The organism is Armatimonas sp., assembly GCF_043760365.1.
GTDB lineage: Bacteria > Armatimonadota > Armatimonadia > Armatimonadales > Armatimonadaceae > Armatimonas.
In genome coordinates this window covers 1-19137 of record NZ_JAYUPA010000804.1, presented here as the reverse complement: position 1 = coordinate 19137, position 19137 = coordinate 1, and the positions used below count along the sequence as shown (strand labels likewise).

Sequence of the window (19137 nt, the reverse complement as noted above, 5' to 3'; positions counted from 1 at the left end):
CTGTGCCAGGCAACGCTCGGTTGGTTTGCAGCGGAGCGTCATCAAAAACGTCATAAAGGAGCAGAGAAAGCTCGTCCTTATGAAAGGATAGAGCTATGTCTCTCTCGTTTATTGGCAGAATGGCGACGGGTAGCCTCGTCGCCACAGCGGGTATCTGTGTACTGACCGCGTTTCCTAAGGTAGCACAAGCGCAGACTGTAGTCTACGATAACGGCTCACCGACGGGAGTTGATGCGAGAAATATCTCGGATTTCGCTATCGCTGACGATTTCCAGGTTGCGTCCTCACTTACTTTCAATGCCATCCGTTTTTATGCGATGGATTTATCCGCCGGGTTAATGGGAGACTTTGGTGGCTCTCTGCATTGGTACTTGTACTCGGGTAGCGCGGGTTCCCCCAGTCCGAACGCGATTCCGAGCGCCTCACCTTTGACTCAGGGCTTCGTCACGGGGGGGAGCATCACCGTCACGAATACAGGAAATGTCCTCAATGGTAATCCCAGCTATGAGATCGCCCAGCTCGAATTTTCCATACCGACACAGACCCTAGGGACTGGAACCTACTGGCTACGCCTTAAGGAAGGCTCAGGTGCACTTGGTTACGATAATACTCCCATATATTGGATGCAGACAGGTGCGGCGATAACAGGGAATGGTTTCCGCGTAGACCCCAATGAGATCGCTCCAACGACTTGGGATCTTGGTGGCACCGCCACAACGGTTGACCTCGCCTACCAGCTACTGTTCACTGGTTCCTCCGCCCCGGAACCCGGCACACTGGCACTGTTTGCGCTGGGCATGGTCGGCGGCATCGTCGCGCGTCGGCGAAAGTAGGTTAGCGGGAGCGAGCGCCTAAGGGTTACAATGGTGTAGACCAAAAATGGTTCAGTCTAACCTGAGGATGACATCGAAAACCATGCAGCGCACGCTACCCTTCCTGCTTACTCTACCGGCACTTCTCCTGTGCGCACTCTGCGCCGCCGCACAGGAGAAGCCGATTCCAGGCTCGACACGGGGAGTCATTGACATTCACAAGGCGAGCCGTCCGGCGGACGCGGTTCAGTTGGTCGGGGCAACAGGTTACGAGCTGGTTCCGGAGAAAGAGCTTCCCACACGGTGGGTCTTCGAGAAAGGCGTTCTCACCGCACCACTCGGCTGGGAGAGCGTCATGACCAAGGAGTCGTACCGGGACTTCCGTATGCACGTGGAGTTCAATGTCAATGAAGTCAAAGATGCCACGGATCCGGAAAAGAATGGTAACTCCGGGATCTACATCCAGCAGCGCTACGAAATTCAAATTCTCAACTCCTTTGGCGTTTCGGAAAAAGACTACAAGGCCAGCTATGGCGGCAGCGTGTACCAACTGAAGAAGCCAGATCGTCTTATCAACAAAAAGGCGGGCGAGTGGCAGAGCTATGACATTGTCTTCCGTGCTGCCCGTTTCGACGGTGAGAAGAAGACCGAGAACGCGCGGGTCACGGTGTATCAGAATCAGCAACTGATCCACGACGACTATGCAATTCCCCGCAAGACCGGTGCTGGTCGAAAGGAAGGACCAGAGGCCCTACCTATTCTGTTGCAAGGGCACCACAATCCGGTGCGGTTCCGAAATGTCTGGATTCAGAAACTCACGCTTGACGCTAAGGTAGAACCGTCACCGGGCGACTAAAACACGCTTGAGCTCCGCAAGGGTCTCGGGGGAGGGTTTAAAGGCACCGTTTCGGCTGCCTTCTGCGATCTGCTGCGGGGTCCAGCCGTACTTGTTTTCACGGTTCCAAATTTTGCTATCCGCGCCGTGGCTTGCCAGAAACGCGACCACTTTCGGAGCGTTCTTGTAGGCTGCCCCATGCATCGCCGTCTCGCCGTTTTTGTCCACCGCATTGATATCGGCACCGAGCTTCAGCAAGTAGGTCAGAACCTCCACCATCTCCTGTTCCGTGCCCGCTTCCTCGCCTGGTGCTTGGGTACCAACACCCGCTGCGACCACCAAGGGCGGGCAGTTGTCGGCATTGGGAATCTTGGGGTCAGCCCCCAGCTCCACCAGCAGACGCATCAGGGCAAGATCGGCGGTATGGGAAGCGAAAAGAAACGCTGTTGCGCCAATCTCGCTGAGCTTCCCGCGCCCGGAGTCCCCGTGCTGGAGTCGTGCGTTGACATCGCCGCCACGCGCGACCAGCTCTCGCACAAATTGCAGGTCACTCACCGTTCCTGATCCGAGGGGCGGCGGGTCGCCGTCGGGGCCGTCGCCCGTGTTGGTTCGACGAACCCAGGTAAGGGCATGTAGGGCGCTATAGCCAGAGCGCTGGTCGTTGGGGTCGGCACCGGCTTTGAGCAAGTCTACGGCTAGGGCGAAGTGCGCGTTCTCCACCGCCAGCATCAGCGGACTGGTTCCTTTGCGTGGGTTCTTGCCACCGGTTCGCTGTGTCTGCATCACTTCTTTTACATCGGCACCAGCTCTCAGAAGCACCTGTACCGCGCCCCGGTGGCCCTCCCGCACGGCGAAAAACAGCGGCGTAAAGCCCGAGGGGAGTGGCGTCTTGAAGTCCGCGCCCGCCTGGATCAGAAGCTGCATGACGGCGGCGTGTCCCTCCGCCGCCGCCCAGAGAACAGCGGTCTGTCCACTACGCTCCTTGGCATTGACACTGGCTTTGCGTGCAAGCAGTGCCCGCACCGGCCCAGCTTGGCCCGTGCGTGCGGCGGTCATGAGCGCGGACTCGCCACCGGGGAGCGTGGTGTTAGGAGCTGCTCCCGCTTGCAAGAGCAGCTCAACAAGCTCCGTGTTGCCCGTCGTGCAGGCTAGGGAAAGTGGCTTCACACCGTAGCGATTCGCGGCGCTCACATCGGCACGGGCACTTATTAGCCGCTTGGCCGTCGCCAGGTCATTGTGGTGGGTAGCCCAGTGAAGAGCCGTCATGCCGTCGGCCTGAGCCGCATTGACCTGAGCGCCTTTCTGCAGCAGGGCCTGAATGCGTGGTCGGTCTTGCCTCTCCACCGCATCGGCCAGCGGCGAGTCTAACCTATTTTTCATACTGCCAGCGGCTCAAAGAGCGCGTCCATTTTGCCGTTGCTATCGCCAAACTGGTTGAGGCGAACCCCGACTTTATTGAGCAGGGTCAGGTGCAGGTTCGCCAGCGGTGTGGGCTTGTCGTACTTAATGTGCCGTCCACCCTGCATCTTGCCCGCCGCACCGCCCGCGACAATGATCGGTAGGTTCCGATGATCGTGGACATTGGGGTTACCCATCCCACTGCCGTACAACACCAGCGAGTGGTCTAAGAGCGAGCCATCGCCTTCCCGTGTCGCCTTCAGGCGCTCCAGATAGTAGGCGAACAGCGAGACATGAAACTGGTTGATCTTCGCCATACGGGCGATCTTGTCCGGGTCGTTGCCGTGGTGGGTTAGGGGATGGTGCGCCTCGGGGACGCCAATCTCTGGATAGGTCCGGTTGCTGGTCTCGCGTGCAAGCTGGAACGTGACCACCCGGGTGATATCGCCCTGTAGTGCCAGCACTTGTAAGTCAAACATCAATCGTGCGTGGTCTGCGTAGGCAGCGGGCACTCCTACTGGGCGGTCCAGATCCGGCAGGGCGTTTTGCTTGACGTCGCCTTCTGCCCTCTGGATGCGCAGTTCGACTTCACGGATGCTCTCCAGATAGCCACTCACTCGGGCGCGGTCCGCGGGGCCGAGCTGACGCTTCAGACGGGCGAAGTCCTCACTCACAGCATCGAGCAGGCTTGCGCGTTTCTTCAGTGCCGCACGCCGATCGGCGAGGCTCCCTCCCTCGCCAAAGAGGCGCTCGAAGACGATGCGAGGATGCGCCTCCGCGGGCAGTGGCGTTGTGGGTGACGACCACGACAGGCAGTTTTGGTAGACGCAGGCAAAGCCATTATCGCACTGACCGACAGTTGAGAGCAGGTCCATCGAGAGCTCCAGCGACGGTAGCTGTGTCTCTTTGCCGAGCTGTTTTGCCGCGATCTGATCCACCGTCGTGCCGAGATAGTAGTCGGTGCTCTCTGTGTGCTTGGCCTTCGCGGCGCTGAGAAAGGCGGAGTTGGACGACGAGTGCGTGCCCGGGTAGGCATTGAGCAGCTCCAGATTGCTGATAATGCAAACATCTTCCTTGAGCTTCTCCAGAGGGCTCAGAGTGGGGGAGAGACGGTCGAGCCTCTGGGCATCGGGCGGTGTCCACCGCGTAATGTCCGAGCCCATCGGCATGAAGACAAACCCCAGACGGCGCAGGCGCGCGGGGTCGGCAGGCGTCGCGGCCAGCGCCGTCATGGGTGCTACCATCGCATCAAGCAGCGGCAGCGCCAGCGTCGCTCCGGCACCGCGCAGTAGCTCTCGGCGTGGCAGAGCGCGTCTAGTAATCATCATGGCATTTTCCTCATTCGAAATGGCGTGCTGTTCACGATTCCCACAATAAACGACGAGAACCGGTAGTTATCTGTCCTGGCTTGGCGAACAACACCTCGAACTGCAGGCGCATCTTTTTCGTCCACGATACGCCCGAGTCCGAACATCAAAAGTCTCTCGGTGAGGGTGCGTACGAACAGCTCGGGGCGTTTGCGCAGCGCCTGCTCTAGCCCCGTCACTCCGGCAAACTGGCTCCCATCGGGCAGACCACCGCTCGCGTTGATCTTGACACCCTCTTCAAGCTCCCGCCAGCGTCCAATCGCATCGAAGTTCTCCAGCGAGAAGCCGACCGGGTCCATCCGGCTGTGACAGCTTCGGCAGGCCGGGTTGGCGCGGTGCTCGGCGAGCCGCTCGCGCACCGTCAGGTTTGCCGCCACAGTGTTGTCTTTCAGTGCGGGCACATTGTCTGGCGGCGGCGGCGGCGGCACGCCCAGTAGGTTTTCCAGAACCCACTTACCACGAATCACCGGCGAGGTGCGCGTGGCGTAGGATGTGACCGTCAGGATGCTCCCTTGGCGCAACAGCCCGCCGCGCTGGTGGTTATCGGCCAGCGTAACCCGGCGAAAGCGGCTGCCATAGACATACGGAATGCCGTAGTGTTTGGCTAGGCGCTCATTGAGATAGGTGTAGTTGGCGGTCAGTAGATCAAGCACACTGCGATTCTCGCGCAGGATGCTCTCAAAAAAAAGCTCCGTCTCCTGACGAAATGCCTGCCGTAGGTTATCGTCGAAGTCGGGGAACTGGCGCAAGTCCGGGGTCACCGAGTCGAGATTGCGCAGATGGAGCCACTGGGCGGCGAAATTGGTTACCAGCGTACTCGCGCGTGGATCGGCCAGCATACGCAGCACCTGAGCCTTCAGCACCTGCGGGCGGCTAAGCTGCTTGCGCTCCGCCAGAGTGAGTAGTGTCTCGTCGGGAATGCTACTCCACAGGAAAAACGACAGCCGAGAGGCAAGCTCGATGTCACTCAGAGGATAAGCCGTCTTCGGTGCAACCCTTGGTGGATCCTGCTCGATGTGGAACAGAAAGTTCGGCGATACCAGAATCGCACTGAGCGCCATTTCAATAGAACTCTCGAACGTGCCCTCATTACGAGTCTGATGGAAGAGCCGCAAAGGGGTATTCAAGTCGTCTGCTGTGACTGGGCGACGGTACGCCCGTCGTATGAGATGGGAAAGAATCCGTCGGGCGCACGCATCCTCCTCGCTGGGGTTCTTAGGACGGCAGATAAAGATCCGGCGACGACTAGGCGTCTCGTCCGAATTCTTCGCACCATACGGTCCTGTAATAGACACCTGGAAGACCGCGGGGGAGAGACGTGGGTGCCGGTGCAGGTTGAAGTGCGCCTGGTAGGGCTGCCGTTTGGTTTCCTGTAGTGTGGATGGTTTCTTCACGAATGTTACGCCCAGCTGATGTTGGCCCGCCGTCACTGTGATGCGCTGCTTCAGATGCTGATCCACCTGCGTGTGCCCTTCGTTGCCACGTGGTGGGCGGATGGTGAATAATCCCCGCCGCTCGCGATCCAGCAAGATCTCCAGCTCATGGGGCTCGCGCAGTCCTTCGACTTCTTCGTTGCGATCTCGGTTCAGACGAACGGAGATCTCGTACTCGCCGGTTAGTGGGAAGGTGTACGGGATAAGTGTCCCGCCCCGCGTGCCAATCGGCAGGCCAGGGACATGCTCCTCCTGCGTGCGGTCCGCGGGAAGCCGAATCGTGTCACCGCCGGGAGAGCGTCCTGGCGATCCCACGGCTAAGCGGCTGATCTTCTGCGCGGCAGTGAGATAGCGATCCATCAGAGTTGGTGAGAGGTCGCCAACTGCTACGTTGTCAAACTTATTGCTAGCGGTCTCACGAGGCAAAAGCGTGGCCCCATCAATCTCCAGCGCCAGAAGATCGCGAATGGCATTTTGATACTCTGTCGGATTCAAGCGTCGGAAAGTTTCGGTGCGGCCCGGATTGGGACGTGCCGCTGCAGCCCGATCCAGCGTAGCCTCCAACCCCAAAGATACCGCCTCATAGCTGCGCTCATCGGGTCGTTTTTGCCCGACGGGTGGCATCTGCCGGGCGCGAAGCTGGCGAACAACGCGCTCCCAGACCTCAGGGTGTCGGTCAATGGCCTGTTTACTGACGGCATCCAGCGCCAGCCCCCCCGCCTTGTTGCTGCTACTATGGCAGGCCACACAGTGCTGCTGTACAAACGGTGCCAGCGTGGGTTGGCGCGGCACTTCCCGAGTCGCACGACTCGTGCGGATCAGCGCCCCGGCCAGTAGCAAGACATTGGCTAGTCCACAGATCCAGAAACGGCATCGTTCATTTTGCACTGGCCCATTATGACGGAATACTGAAAATATTTCAACATCGGCGACATTCCCCAATCGAAAAATATATGTGTTATAATAACAATATAATGAGCGATGTCAAAACCAGCCAACGCATTCTTCTCTCGATTGCCGTGGGCGATGCCTACGGTGCAGGCTTTGAGTTTGAGGCACCCGAGGTGGTTGAGCGCGAAAACGACGGCAAGCACTACCGCAAGCGGGCGGGGTTTACGCCGGGGCACTACACCGACGACACGCAGATGACTCTGGCGATCTGGGACGCCGTGCGCCTGGGCGGGCCGTTCACCCCGCGCTACCTCGCCGATAGATTTGTCTACGTCTACCACCGCGATCCGCGTCCGGGCTATGCGCGGGGCTTTGAGGGCGTGCTAAAAGCGTGCAAGAACGGCACCGAGCTACTGGAGAAACTCAAGCCCACCAGTGACCGTAATGGCGCGGCGATGCGCTCGGTGCCGCTGGGCCTCCTGCTGAGCATCCCGAAAGTCAAAGCCTACGCCAAGATCCAGGCGGCGATCACCCACAACACGCCGGGTGGGATTGCCTCGTCGCAGGCCGTGGGGCTGATGGCGCACTTTGGCCTCAAGCGGCTCGGGAAACTCAGCGAGCTGGCGGCGTTTTTAGAAAAAAACGTCCCCGGCACGCCCTGGAGCGAGCCGTGGAAGGAAGAAGTGCCCCTGCACGGAATCGCCACCGTCCGCGCCGCTCTGACCGCGCTTCTGGCCTGCCGCAAGCAATCGAACCTGCTCCGCGCCGCCGTCGCCTTCACCGGCGACACGGACTCCGTGGCCGCGATTGCGCTGGGCTGCTCGGCGTGCTTTGCCGAGTACCAGCAAGACCTGCCAAGCGTGCTGATTCGCGGGCTGGAGAACGGGCCGTACGGACGGGACTACCTCAAGGCGCTGGAGACAACAAAATGAACGCCCCCCTCGAACCGATTCGTCTCAGCAAAGACGGCAGGCACTTTGCCTACGAGCGCTCCGGAGAACGTTTTCTTGCCTGGGGCTTCAACTACGACCACGATGCCAACGGGCGCTTGCTCGAAGAGTACTGGGAGCAGGAGTGGCCCACCGTTGTCGCTGATTTTCAGGAGATGAAGGCGCTGGGCGCTAATGTTGTTAGGGTGCACTTTCAGGTGGGTAGATTTCTGAAATCGGCGCACGAGTCCGATGCAAAGGCGCTGAAGCAGCTCGCACGACTGGTCACGCTGGCGGAGACGACGGGCCTCTATCTGGATATCACGGGCTTGGGTTGCTACCACAAAAAGGAGGTTCCTGCCTGGTACAACGCACTCTCCGAGAGCGCACGCTGGGAGGCGCAAGCCGTGTTCTGGGCGGCGATTGCGAAAGTCTGCGCGACGAGCCCGGCGATCTTTTGCTACAATTTGATGAACGAACCCGTGGTGCCTGGTCCGGGAACGAAAGAGAAAGAGTGGCTGGTGGGCGAGTTTGGCGGCAAGAACTTCGTGCAGCGCATCGCGCTCGATCTGGCGGGACGCACCGAGGACGACGTGGCGCGGCGCTGGATCGAGACCCTCGTGGCCGCGATTCGCAAGCATGATCCAAAGCGCCTGATCACGCTGGGGGGGATTCCCTGGGCGCTGGTCTTTCCCGGCGCGAAGCCGCAGTTCTACACCAAAGAAGTCGGAGAGAAGCTGGATTTTGTGAGTGTTCACTTCTATCCCAAGAAGGGTGAGGTCGAAAAAGCCCTCACTGCACTAAGAACCTATGCTCTTGACAAGCCACTGGTGATCGAGGAGATGTTCCCACTGGAGTGCAGCGTCGCGGAGCTAGATGCGTTTATCGAGGGCTCGCGCAGGCTCGCCGACGGCTGGATCGGGTTTTACTGGGGCAAGACCATAACCGAGCTCGCCCGCGAGAAAAAGCCGAGCATCAGCAGTGTGATCACCCGCCGCTGGCTTGAGTATTTCAAAGCTAAAAAGCTCAGTCGCTCGCTCTAACCCGGTAGAGCATTTCTCCGGCTTTAGGCACATAGAGAATGCCTTCGTCTTCTTTATCTTTGTAGTCATCCACGTTGATCGTGCGCCAATCGCGGTAGCCGAGGTTAATCTTCTTACAGATTTCTTCCGAGAGGCCCGTGGCGAGGGTGACGGTAACACGGGGCGTTTCAATGCCGTTTTCGTAGGTGCCGACGCCCTTGACATGCACGCAGTGCGCCATAGTGCCCCACGGCTCGTCTTTGAAAGTCTCCCACTGCGCGAGAAAATAATCGCGGACATGGTAGCCCAGGCGCTCGATGTGCTCCCCGTGCGTGACGGAGATCTCGTGGATATGGGGGGCGTAGATAATCAGCTCGCCACCGTCGGCCACCACGGGCTCTAATTTATACATGCACTTGCCGCCCACCCAGAGCTCATCGTACATGGCGGGAGCGCAGGAGAGCACGGTGTGAAAGGCGCGGGGCATGTAGGTGATGTGCAGCGCATCACTGAGATCCGAAGCACTATCCCAGGCCGCTTCCGGGGAGCCCGCGTAGAGCCCAGCCAGCTCGCCTTTCTCGACCACCATGCAGAACGCCGTGCGGGGAGTGGGCACGAGCGCTGCCGCTCGGTCTACCACTTTACGAACCGGAGTCCACTTATGGCCAATGATCAGAGGGTTGCTAATCACCGCGCCCAGCCAGTGGAAAAAATTCAGCACTTCGGGGCCGGAGATTCCGGGGAACAGATACTTATTGCCGCCCGAAAACCCGACGACTTCGTGCGGAAAGACGGGGCCTAAGATCATCAGCCGATCATAGTCGTAGATAATCTTATTGATGCGCACCGGCACATCCATCGCAAATAGGCCATCGGAGAGTACGGAAATCTCATCACTGGGAATTGTTCCGAGATACGCCAGGGCATTGGGATCGTCCCAGGCGTGGTTCAAAAATAGCACCGAGCCGTAGGTTCTGTGGCGCTGCTCTAGCGTGATCTCCAGCCGCTGGCAGATTTCCTCCTCGGTCATGGCGCGGTGGGTGCCCAGGGCGATCATGATGTCCAGATGCGCTCCAGCGGCGTGGGTCTGGCTGTAGATCTCCCGAAAGAGCCAGCCAACGGGGGCGGTGCGGGTGGCATCGGGGACGATCAATAGCAGGCGCTTGCCAGAGATCTCTAACATCGCTAGGGTCTGCGCGACGATCTGCTCCACCTCGGCTTCGGTGAGGGCGCGGTCGGTGAAACCCTGCCCAAAGGCACAGTCTGTCATAGTGCTACTATCATACCTGCCCCCACCGAGACATGGGTTGCCTCATCAATGAGAATCAAACTCCCCATCGTCCGATTGACAGTGTAGGCATCCACAAAGAGCGGCGATGCCAGCCGCAAGCGCACCTGCGCGATCCCATTGGCGGTGAGCGGGCCAGTGGCGGGAACCTGTTCCAGGGTCTCAATATCCACCACAAAGTCAATTCCCGTTACCATTCCCAGAACCTCCCGACTGGTGTGGCGAATTTTGTAGCGGGCATTAAGCCTTAACGGAGCCGTTGCAAGCCAGCACAGAGTGATCGTTAACTCCTGCGCCACGGTGGGCGGTGCAGCAATAGGAGCGAGTAAATCCCCCCGGCTCAGATCGAGATCGTCTTTGACCCGCACCGTGACACTCTGGCCGGGCTCCGCGATCTCCAGCGGCCCGTCCATCGTCTCGATTCCCGTAATGTCGGTCTCGAAACCGCTGGGGAGTGCGACCACGCACTCGCCAACGCGCAAAGGCGCACCGACCACGCGGCCTGCGTAGCCCCGGTAGTCGGGGAAGTCGGGGCTCTGGGGGCGGATGACGTACTGCACCGGAAAGCGCGCGGGGGCCGTCTGCTCGGGCGCTTCCAGGGTTTCCAGTAGCTCCAGGAGCGAGAGACCGTTGTACCAGGCGAGCTTTTTGGAGCGCTCAACCACGTTATCGCCCTGGAGCGCCGCCATCGGTAAGTAATGCACCTGCGCCGTCGGGGCCAGATGGGTCACGACTTCCTCCAGTACCACCTTCACACTCTCAAACGCCGCCTGCTCGTAGCCCACGAGATCCATTTTATTGATCGCAAAGACAAGATGCGAGAGCCCGAGTAGTGCTGCAAGATACGCATGCCGCCGGGTCTGCTCCACAACCCCTTGCCTGGCATCCACCAGAATCACCGCGACCTGGGCCGTGGAAGCGCCCGTGACCATGTTGCGCGTGTACTGCACATGTCCCGGCGTGTCAGCGATAATAAAGCTGCGTTTGGGCGTCGCAAAGTAGCGATAGGCCACATCTATCGTGATGCCTTGCTCCCGCTCGGCGCGTAGTCCGTCCGTAAGTAGCGCCAAGTTCACCTGCTCCTCACCGCGCCGCAAAGACGCCCGGTGGAGCGCATCGAGCTGGTCGTCGAAGATGGCTTTGGAGTCGTAGAGCAGCCGTCCGATGAGCGTTGATTTCCCGTCATCTACACTGCCCGCCGTCGTGAATCGTAGTAGGTTCATGGCCTAGAAATACCCCGTGCGCTTCCGGTCTTCCATCGCCGCCTCCGAGCGCTTGTCATCGGCGCGGGTGCCACGCTCGGTGGTGCGGGCGGCGGCGACCTCGGCGACAATCTCCGCAATGGTGGACGCGGGCGAGTCCACGGCTCCCGTGCACGTCAGGTCGCCAATCGTACGGAAGCGCACCTGGCGCTCGGTAACAGTCTCCTCGGGCAGGCGTGGCAGAATATCGCTGGCGGCCAGCACCATCCCACTACGCTCAAAGACGGGCCGGGTGTGCGTGAAGTACAGCGAGGGCATGGGGATACTTTCCCGCTGAATGTAGCGCCAGATATCGAGCTCGGTCCAGTTTGAGAGAGGAAAGACCCGGAAGTGCTCACCGAGAGATTTATGACCGTTGAAGAGATGCCACAGCTCCGGGCGCTGGTTTTTCGGGTCCCACTGCGAGAACGCATCCCGGTGCGAGAAGAAGCGCTCTTTGGCCCGTGCCTTCTCCTCATCGCGCCGTGCCCCGCCGAGGCAGGCATCCAGTCCCAGCTCGGCAATCGCATCTACCAGCGTCACCGTCTGCAAAACATTGCGACTCGCATGGACACCTGACTCTTCCACGGCTCGTCCCTGGTCAATGGAGTTCTGGACGTAGCGCACCAAAAGCCGCGCCCCGAGCTTTGTGGCCCAGGCATCCCGATAGGTCAGGGTCTCGTCGAAGTTGTGCCCCGTGTCTATATGCAGCAGAACAAAAGGGATCCGCGCGGGCCAGAAGGCTTTTTGGGCTAAGTAGCTCAGCACAATCGAGTCCTTACCGCCGGAAAAGAGCAGCGCGACGTTCTCAAACTGCGCTGCCACTTCCCGCAGCACATAGAGGCTCTCCGATTCCAGCTCGTCTAAGTGCGTCACAGCCTCCCCGTTGCCTCCAGAAACGCCACGATTGCCGCTACGCTCTCCTCCACGGTCTGCGCCTCGCTACTCACACGAATGTCCGGGCTCTCCGGCGCTTCGTACGGGTCAGAAACTCCCGTGAAGTGCGCCAGCTCCCCCGCCAGTGCTCTCGCGTAGAGCCCTTTCACATCGCGACGGATCAGTTCGGGGAGAGCACAGTCCACATGCACCTCTATAAAACCCTCGCCGATTCGCTCTCGCGCCGCTGCTCGCGCCTCGGCGTAGGGCGAGATCGCGGCAACAATCACATTCACTTCATTTCGAGCGAGTAGCTGCGCCACAAACGCGATCCGTGCCACATTGGTATCCCGGTCTTCTTTCGAGAACCCCAGCCCCTTGGAGAGATTCTCACGCACCGCATCACCGTCGAGCACTTCAAGTTTTGCGACACCCCGCTCCCGCAGCGCCTCCGCAAGCCCATGTGCGACCGTGGTCTTGCCCGCGCCACTGAGGCCGGTCAGCCAGATAACGAAGCCACCTGAAGCCCGAACCCACCCGCCTCGTACCCACCCGCCTCGTTCCTCGGCACCCTCCCTCAGGGCAGGGAGGGTTAGGGAGGGTCTTCCACCCCCTCTTGCTCCCCCTTCCTTGCCCTGAGGGAAGGGGGCTGGGGGGATGGGTTCGGGCTTATGCGACAGTCTCATTTCTGATGCCTCGCTCGCAGTCGTGACATAAATACTTCATAGCTCAAGCTCAACCCATTCTCCTTGATCGGATCGTGGCCCCCGCGCAGAGCAATTTCGTTTGCGTGCCAGGCCAGCAGCTCCACTCGAAGCGCCTCTCGCACCTCCGGATGCGTCTTGGCGAGATTGTATTTTTCATGGGGATCGTTCTCCAGATCGAAGAGCAGCAGGGCCGGATCGCGCGGCGTGCCGTGCAGATGGGGCAGGGGCTTGCCGCGCGCGTCTTCCATAATCGGCTGGATGAGCTTCCACTTCCGGGTGCGAATCGCCATGGATGCCTGCCGCGACGACTCGATGCAGAAGACACGCTCGCGGCCCACAAATTCCTCACCGCTCAGAGCTGAGGCGAAGCTCTGGCCGGTGAGTGCGTAGCTGGTTGGCAGCTCCCAGCCACAGAGCGCGGCGAGAGTGGGGAGAAGATCCTCTGTGGAGACGAGTGCCTGCGTGCGGCTTGGCAGGGTTCCTGGGACGCGGGCCATCAGTGCGACCCGGGTCACGGCATCATAAAGTCCGTGATGATCGAAGTGAATCTCGCCCGCGCCAAATGCCTCGCCGTGGTCGCTCATGAGAACAAAGAGCGTGTTGTCCCAGAGATTGGCCTGCTTCAGGTGCGCGATCAGGCGTCCCACCTGCACATCCACGTAGGAAATCTCGCCGTCGTAGAGCGCCACGTAGGCCGCGTAGTCGTCGGGGTGCTCGCACTTCATCTCGCCCAGAAACGCCTTGTAGTAATCGGGGGCCAGCGCGATGACCTCGGCCAGCTCGTGCTCCGCGCTACCCGGCTCGTAGTGCATCGTATCGAAGGGCGGCGGCGGACCGTAGGGCGTGTGCGGGTCCCACAAATGGCAGTAGAGAAAGAACGGGGTTGCTTTGTCCTGCTCATCCACAAACTGAATCGCCCGCTCAATGAGCTGCTCGCTTTGGTTGGTGAAGGGCGCGTAGAGAAACCCGGAGTAGTGGTCAAAACCTCGCGCAAACCACGAGCCCTTGCCGCCACCTTGGATCACCAGATTATCAATACCAATCGTCGTCCATCCCGCTTTTTGCGCGAGCTGCGGTAGGGTCTGAACACGCGCCGCCACCCGCTGTTTCTCCCCGATGTGCGCCACAATCCCGTGCCGGAACGGGTGCAGGCCCGTGAGCATCGTGGTAAACGACGGCATCGTGGGAATCCCCGCCGCAATCGCCTGCTCAAAGACAACCGACTCCGCTGCCAGCGCATCCATATTAGGGGACGTGTTTTTACCATAGGCGTGGCACCCGAGGTGGTCGGGGCGCAGGGTGTCTATGGCTAAAAGAACAACATTGGGCTGTGGCATTAGTCCGCAGGCTTCTCCACATACCCGTGCAGCGGCCTGCCTGATTTCTGATCCGTCGCGGCATTGAGCTCCTCGGGCTTGGGGATATTGGTTGCCTCTTTGGCCTTGCGCAGGTGCAGAGGAGTCGCGCCCGCGCCGGGTGTCTCGCCTTCAATCGGGTTGCCGATCTTGCTCCCGCAGCGGCCTTGTGTGGGAACCGGGTCCTCCGTGCGGCCTGTCTCTGCCAGGCGCTTGGCGACCCAGGCATCTAATCTTGCTTTTAACTCCGTGACAATCTCCGGGTGCTGCTCGGCGATATTATTCTGCTCCGTTGGATCGGCTTCTAAGTCAAAGAGTTCTTGTAGAGGGCGATTGTGCGGGTCGGGCTCAAACGAGTGGATGAATTTCCACTTGCTGTTTCGGTACGCTCGCTTCACCTCCCACGTGGCCTCACTCAAGAAAAGCTCGTCGTAGTTACCGTCGCGCTCCCCGAAGATGCAGGGCAGAAGGCTCTTGCCCTCCAGATTAAGCTTCTCGGTATCGGGCACTCCAGCCAGCTCAAAGAACGTCGGCAAGTAATCCAGGTTCTGCACAAAGCCGGGAACCCGCTTGCCGGCGGGGAGCTTGCCGGGCCAGATCAGGATCAGCGGGATATGGACATTACCCTCGTAGAGCCCGTGGTGGTCGTAGAAGCCGAGCTGCTCATCGAGAATCTCGCCATGATCAGCGGTAATCACGATCAGGGTGTCATCTTTGATAGGCTCTAAGGCCGCGAAGAGCCGCCGGAGCTGCCAGTCCATGTAGGCCGTCTCCGCATCAAAGAGCGCATTGACATAGGTGCTATCCGTGACGCCGGGAATCCAGTCGTGGAAGTACCACTGGAACATCTCGTCGTTCCAGGCTTTGTCCATTGAGTGGTTGGTGATGTCGTAGGGATCGCTGCCCTCGGGGTAGAACATCGTGCGAAAATCGGCGGGTGGCAGATACGGCGTGTGTGGGTCCCAGTAGTGCAGAAACAGAAAGAACGGCGTCTCTTTGTCGGCCTTGAGTTTCTCTAAAATGGGTAGCGCGGCATCGGTGATGTGCTCCGCGCGCCTCAGCGTGAGCGGGTCACTTCTATCCCACTGTGGCGAGATATACGTGTCGAAGCCTCGGTTGAAGTGCCGCCCCATCGTGTCAATGGCCGCCGTGTTCCAGCCACTCTCTTTTAGAATCTCTGGCAGCAGCTTCACGCCTGGCTCAATCGGCACACGCCCGCCAATATTCACAATATTGTGCGTGATGGCCTCTTTGCCGGTGAGCATGGTCGTAAACGACGGATGGGTCGGGATATTGGGCGCGTAGCAGCGCTCAAAGACCACGCCCTGCGCCGCGAGAGCGTCAATGATTGGCGACGTGTTTTTTTCGTAGCCGTAGCAGCCGAGGTGATCGGCGCGCTGGGTGTCCAGTGCGATAAAGACGATGTTCATGGTCTACCGCGCCCCACAAGCTTGTAGACAGGCCTGCATGTGGCCACGTGCCTCGGCGGCGATGAGGGCACACTGTACCAGGCTGTACTCTTTTGCTCCAATGACTTCCAGATCAACGGGGCCGGTGTAGCCGCTCTCGTGGAGGACGCGGATGTAGCCGAGTAGGTCAATGTCGCCGCGCCCATTGGCCTGCATCTCGGGCTTGCCGGGGTTCTGCTGGCGGCCTTTGCAGTCGCGGATATGGACATGCTTCACGCGGGAGATCACGGCGCCAATTGCCTCGACGGGATTCTCACTGCCACGGTAGATATGCGACGGGTCCATGTCAATGCCAAACGCGGGCGACGTGATCGCCTTCATCAGCTCTAGGGTCGTGGGTGTGTTCCAGATCGCCGCCCCGACATGGGCTTTCACGCAGAGAGTCACGCCGTATTTCTCGGCCGTATCGGCAAGTGCACCCAGTGAGTCAATGGATTTTTGCAGGCTCTCCTCATCGCCCGTCTTGCCGCCAGGGCCGCAGTTGACAATCGGAATCCCGATCTCGACGGCGGCCTGAAACGCCTTTTCCATCTTAGCGGTGTCTTGTGATGGCTGCTCCATCGCCAGTAGCTCCAGCCCGAACTCCGTGGAGAGCGCCTTGATCTCGACTGCCACTTCTTGCCAGCGGTCCAGCACCAAGTGCTCGCTCATGCCATCAATCGCCGAAAGTTCGATGCCATCGTAGCCCGCCCGCGCGATCTGCTCGAACGCCTCACGCATCGAGAAACCGCCAAACAAAACCGAATTCGCCCCAAGTTTCATAATCGTATCCTTGTTTTAACCTCTCCCCAACCCCTCTCCCGGGCGTTCGTACCTCACTGGGAAAGGGGCTTTTTGCTCCCCCTTCCCCAGCGAAGAATGAGCGCCCGGGGGAGGGGGCTGGGGGGTGAGGTTATACTGTTACCACCGTTCCTGTGTTGAGCGACTCAATGGCCGCCTGTAAGACTTTCTGTGCCGCGAGGCCATCCGCCCCGGAGCCATCGAGGTTTTCCGGTGAGATGCCCTCGCTGACCTCGCGTACAAATGTATGAATGCGATCCTTGAACGTGTCCTCGAAGCACTCGAAGCCACCAAAGGGCGGGTTTGTGTAGACCGTTTTCTCTAAATTTCCGGCCTGATAGAGTGTCGTTTCCCGGTACATGTCATCAATCACAAAGCGTCCGCCCGTTCCCGCCACCTCGCAGCGCTCCATCGGGTGGCCGCGCTCGATGTCATAGGAGCCGGTTAAGCCGCCGACCACACCGTTCTTGAACTGCATCGCAAAGTGCGCCGTGGTCCAGATCGTGCGGCCCGGTGCAATCGTGGCGAAACACTGCACGCGCTCCACATCGCCGCAGAAGTGCCGCATGACATCCACGGTGTGCGGATGGAGCGCCTTGATCTGGAAATACGGCGAACTCTCCGTGGGGTTCATGATCCACATGCTCATATTCACAAAGAGCAAGTGCCCCAGCTTGCCCTCAAGCTGCCATTTTTTCGCCAGCCTCGCGGCAGGCGTGAACCGATGGTTCAGATTAATCCCGTAGCAGAGATTTTTCTCCTTCGCCAGCGCGACCATCTCCTCCGCCTGCACGATGTCATTGGAGATCGGCTTTTCACCCAGCACATGGCACCCAAACTCCAGAGCCTGCATGGTCGGCTCGTAGTGGTCGCTGCCGTACTCATAGCCGCCCGTGGCGACACTCACAATATCAGGCTGGAGCGCCGCCAGCATCGCCTCGACATCATAAAACGCCGGGACACCCAGCCGCGCCGTCGCAGCATCGGCCCGCGCCTTGTCGCGATCACAGACCCCGACCAGCTCCGCGAGCGGACTCAGCTTGTACATATCGGCATGGCGGTTCCCAATCACGCCCATTCCAACCACACAGACTCGTTGCATGGCTACTTGATCGTCACCACGGTCCCGGTCTCCCAGGACTCGATAATGGCCTCGATGATCTTCTGCACATGGAGCGCATCCGCCCCCGACGCGTCAATTGCCTCTGGCGCATCGCCCGCGATATTCTGCTCCACCCACTTGCCGATGCGACTCGGGAAAGTCTCGTTGAAGCCCATCATGCCGCCCAGATAGTCGTAGGTCTCGGTCTCACGAGAGCGGCGGGGATAAAAAGTCAGGTGCTCACAGGCATCGAGCAGGACGAAGCGCCCCTCGGAGCCAACCACTTCAAGGCGCTCCAAACCATAGCTGCCGCCTGCATCGTAGCTGCCGGTGAGGTGCCCAATGGTGCCGTTCTTAAAGAGCAAGTTTGCCTGGACATTGGACCAGCAGACACGCTTGCCATCCGGGCCATCAGCTTTTGGGCCACGCTTGAAGAACGCTTGCACGCGCTCCACATCGCCGCCGAAGAAGCGCATCACATCGAGCGAGTGGGGGTGCAGAGCACGGATATGGAACCACGGCGAGCTCTCATTGGGGTTGTTGATCCACATCGTCATGTTGATGATATTGACCTCCCCGAGCCGCCCCGTTTCGATCCACTCCTTGCCCCTCAGTGCCGCCGGAGTGAATCTATGGTTTAAATTAATCCCGTAGCGCAGGTTTTTCTCTTTTGCCAGTGCGACCATCTCCTCGGCGCAGGCAATGTCGTTGGAGATAGGCTTTTCGCCCAGCACCGGAATCCCCGCCGCGAGCACTTCCATAGTGGGGGTGTAGTGATCCCCACCGTTCTCTTTGCCCGCAGAGCAGACACTCACGGCGTCTATTTGGATCCCGCTCGCCAGCATCTCGGCGATGGTATAGAACCCAGGACAGCCATATTTTTCCGCTGCCTTATCGGTGCGCTCTTGCAAAATATCGCAGACCGCGACCAGCTCGCAGTCTTCCCGCTTCGTGTAAACACTCGCATGGGTATTACCAATTCCACCAAGGCCAACAACGGCCACTTTTAAGCTCATAATTTATTTCTCCTCGCCCCCGTTCATGGGGGCGATTATTTATTTCCCCTGCAACTTCGCCGCCTGCCCCGGATCGCCGATATGCATCGTGTCGTATGCCTGCTGGCTCGATGTAAACGGGCCGACACCGGTATGGCCGTGCCAGTCGCCCTGGGTATGGATTGGGTTGGTTAGGCCCGTCTCCGCCTCGCGCTTGGCGATCCAGGCGTCCATGCGCGATTTGAGCAACGCTACGACTTCCGGCTCACTCTCCGCGAGATTGTTGTTCTCGTCGGGATCCTGGATAAGATTATAAAGCTCGAGCTCGGGCTTGAAGTGGAAGTCCGGCTCCAGTGCGACAATCAGCTTCCACTCGGGGGTGCGCCAGCCGTGCTTGCGCATCCAGGTGCACTCGGTGATGTAGATCTCGCTCTCGTGCGACGCTTCCTCGCCGGAGATAAGCGGCAGCACACTGTTGCCATCGAAGCGGCGCTCGGTCTCGATTCCAGCCAGCTCTAGAATCGTCGGCACCAGATCCTTGTGCTGGGTGTAGCCCGAGACACGCTGGCCGGAGGGTATTTTTCCGGGGTAGCGGATGATGAGCGGCACATGAAGTGTCGTGTCGTAGATACCGTGG

17 protein-coding genes are annotated in these 19137 nt (G+C 59.7%); 4 read left to right on the top strand and 13 right to left on the bottom strand.

The window, feature by feature from the left end; translation table 11 throughout:
• The first annotated feature begins 95 nt into the window (after window positions 1-95).
• Window positions 96-833 carry a PEP-CTERM sorting domain-containing protein gene (locus tag ACH2EH_RS19560; protein ID WP_395144306.1) on the top strand — a complete coding sequence of 246 codons (738 nt, stop codon included), beginning with the start codon at window positions 96-98 and terminating at the stop codon, window positions 831-833.
• 67 nt (window positions 834-900) lie between these two features.
• Window positions 901-1668 carry a DUF1080 domain-containing protein gene (locus ACH2EH_RS19555; RefSeq protein WP_395144304.1) on the top strand — a complete coding sequence of 256 codons (768 nt, stop codon included), beginning with the start codon at window positions 901-903 and terminating at the stop codon, window positions 1666-1668.
• Here the strand turns inward: ACH2EH_RS19555 and ACH2EH_RS19550 are convergent.
• Genes ACH2EH_RS19550 through ACH2EH_RS19540 form a run of 3 tightly spaced genes read right to left on the bottom strand, consistent with a single transcriptional unit; the run spans window position 1654 to window position 6733 of the window.
• Window positions 1654-3027, bottom strand: coding sequence for an ankyrin repeat domain-containing protein (locus tag ACH2EH_RS19550; RefSeq protein ID WP_395144302.1), 1374 nt, complete (start codon window positions 3025-3027; stop codon window positions 1654-1656). The genes ACH2EH_RS19555 and ACH2EH_RS19550 overlap by 15 nt on opposite strands.
• Entirely contained in the window at window positions 3024-4373 is a 1350-nt protein-coding gene (locus ACH2EH_RS19545) for a DUF1552 domain-containing protein (RefSeq protein WP_395144300.1), read from the bottom strand. Before ACH2EH_RS19545 ends, ACH2EH_RS19550 begins: the two co-directional genes overlap by 4 nt.
• Window positions 4370-6733 (bottom strand): DUF1592 domain-containing protein, encoded by a 2364-nt coding sequence (locus ACH2EH_RS19540; protein WP_395144298.1) that lies wholly within the window; start codon window positions 6731-6733, stop codon window positions 4370-4372. Before ACH2EH_RS19540 ends, ACH2EH_RS19545 begins: the two co-directional genes overlap by 4 nt.
• 86 nt (window positions 6734-6819) lie before the next feature.
• On the opposite strand from ACH2EH_RS19540, the gene ACH2EH_RS19535 reads away from it, so the two are divergent.
• Both ACH2EH_RS19535 and ACH2EH_RS19530 read left to right on the top strand, forming a co-directional pair.
• Window positions 6820-7668 carry an ADP-ribosylglycohydrolase family protein gene (locus ACH2EH_RS19535; RefSeq protein WP_395144296.1) on the top strand — a complete coding sequence of 283 codons (849 nt, stop codon included), beginning with the start codon at window positions 6820-6822 and terminating at the stop codon, window positions 7666-7668.
• Window positions 7665-8708: a glycoside hydrolase family 5 protein gene (locus tag ACH2EH_RS19530; protein ID WP_395144294.1), complete on the top strand. Its 1044-nt coding sequence runs from the start codon at window positions 7665-7667 to the stop codon at window positions 8706-8708. Before ACH2EH_RS19535 ends, ACH2EH_RS19530 begins: the two co-directional genes overlap by 4 nt.
• Here ACH2EH_RS19530 and ACH2EH_RS19525 read toward each other — a convergent pair.
• From ACH2EH_RS19525 to ACH2EH_RS19480, 10 genes are all read right to left on the bottom strand, one after another.
• A complete protein-coding gene (locus tag ACH2EH_RS19525) occupies window positions 8692-9957 on the bottom strand; it encodes a lactate racemase domain-containing protein (RefSeq protein ID WP_395144292.1) in 1266 nt (421 codons plus the stop codon). The genes ACH2EH_RS19530 and ACH2EH_RS19525 overlap by 17 nt on opposite strands.
• Window positions 9954-11198, bottom strand: a complete 1245-nt coding sequence (locus tag ACH2EH_RS19520) for a sulfate adenylyltransferase subunit 1 (RefSeq protein WP_395144291.1) — start codon at window positions 11196-11198, stop codon at window positions 9954-9956. The genes ACH2EH_RS19525 and ACH2EH_RS19520 overlap by 4 nt, the downstream gene beginning before the upstream one ends.
• 3 nt (window positions 11199-11201) lie before the next feature.
• On the bottom strand, window positions 11202-12092 hold the full coding sequence (gene cysD / locus ACH2EH_RS19515; RefSeq protein ID WP_395144289.1) for a sulfate adenylyltransferase subunit CysD: 891 nt from the start codon (window positions 12090-12092) through the stop codon (window positions 11202-11204).
• Entirely contained in the window at window positions 12089-12778 is a 690-nt protein-coding gene (cysC, locus tag ACH2EH_RS19510) for an adenylyl-sulfate kinase (RefSeq protein WP_395144287.1), read from the bottom strand. Before cysC ends, cysD begins: the two co-directional genes overlap by 4 nt.
• Window positions 12775-14136 (bottom strand): sulfatase, encoded by a 1362-nt coding sequence (locus tag ACH2EH_RS19505; protein WP_395144285.1) that lies wholly within the window; start codon window positions 14134-14136, stop codon window positions 12775-12777. Before ACH2EH_RS19505 ends, cysC begins: the two co-directional genes overlap by 4 nt.
• Window positions 14136-15584, bottom strand: a complete 1449-nt coding sequence (locus tag ACH2EH_RS19500; RefSeq protein WP_395144284.1) for a sulfatase — start codon at window positions 15582-15584, stop codon at window positions 14136-14138. The genes ACH2EH_RS19505 and ACH2EH_RS19500 overlap by 1 nt, the downstream gene beginning before the upstream one ends.
• A 3-nt stretch (window positions 15585-15587) precedes the next feature.
• On the bottom strand, window positions 15588-16385 hold the full coding sequence (locus tag ACH2EH_RS19495; protein WP_395144282.1) for a sugar phosphate isomerase/epimerase family protein: 798 nt from the start codon (window positions 16383-16385) through the stop codon (window positions 15588-15590).
• Window positions 16386-16515: 130 nt separating this feature from the next.
• Window positions 16516-17505 carry a Gfo/Idh/MocA family protein gene (locus ACH2EH_RS19490; protein WP_395144280.1) on the bottom strand — a complete coding sequence of 330 codons (990 nt, stop codon included), beginning with the start codon at window positions 17503-17505 and terminating at the stop codon, window positions 16516-16518.
• A gap of 2 nt (window positions 17506-17507) precedes the next feature.
• Entirely contained in the window at window positions 17508-18521 is a 1014-nt protein-coding gene (locus ACH2EH_RS19485) for a Gfo/Idh/MocA family protein (RefSeq protein WP_395144278.1), read from the bottom strand.
• A 39-nt stretch (window positions 18522-18560) separates the two neighbouring features.
• A partial coding sequence (locus tag ACH2EH_RS19480; protein WP_395144276.1) for a sulfatase occupies window positions 18561-19137 on the bottom strand: 577 nt, incomplete at its 5' end.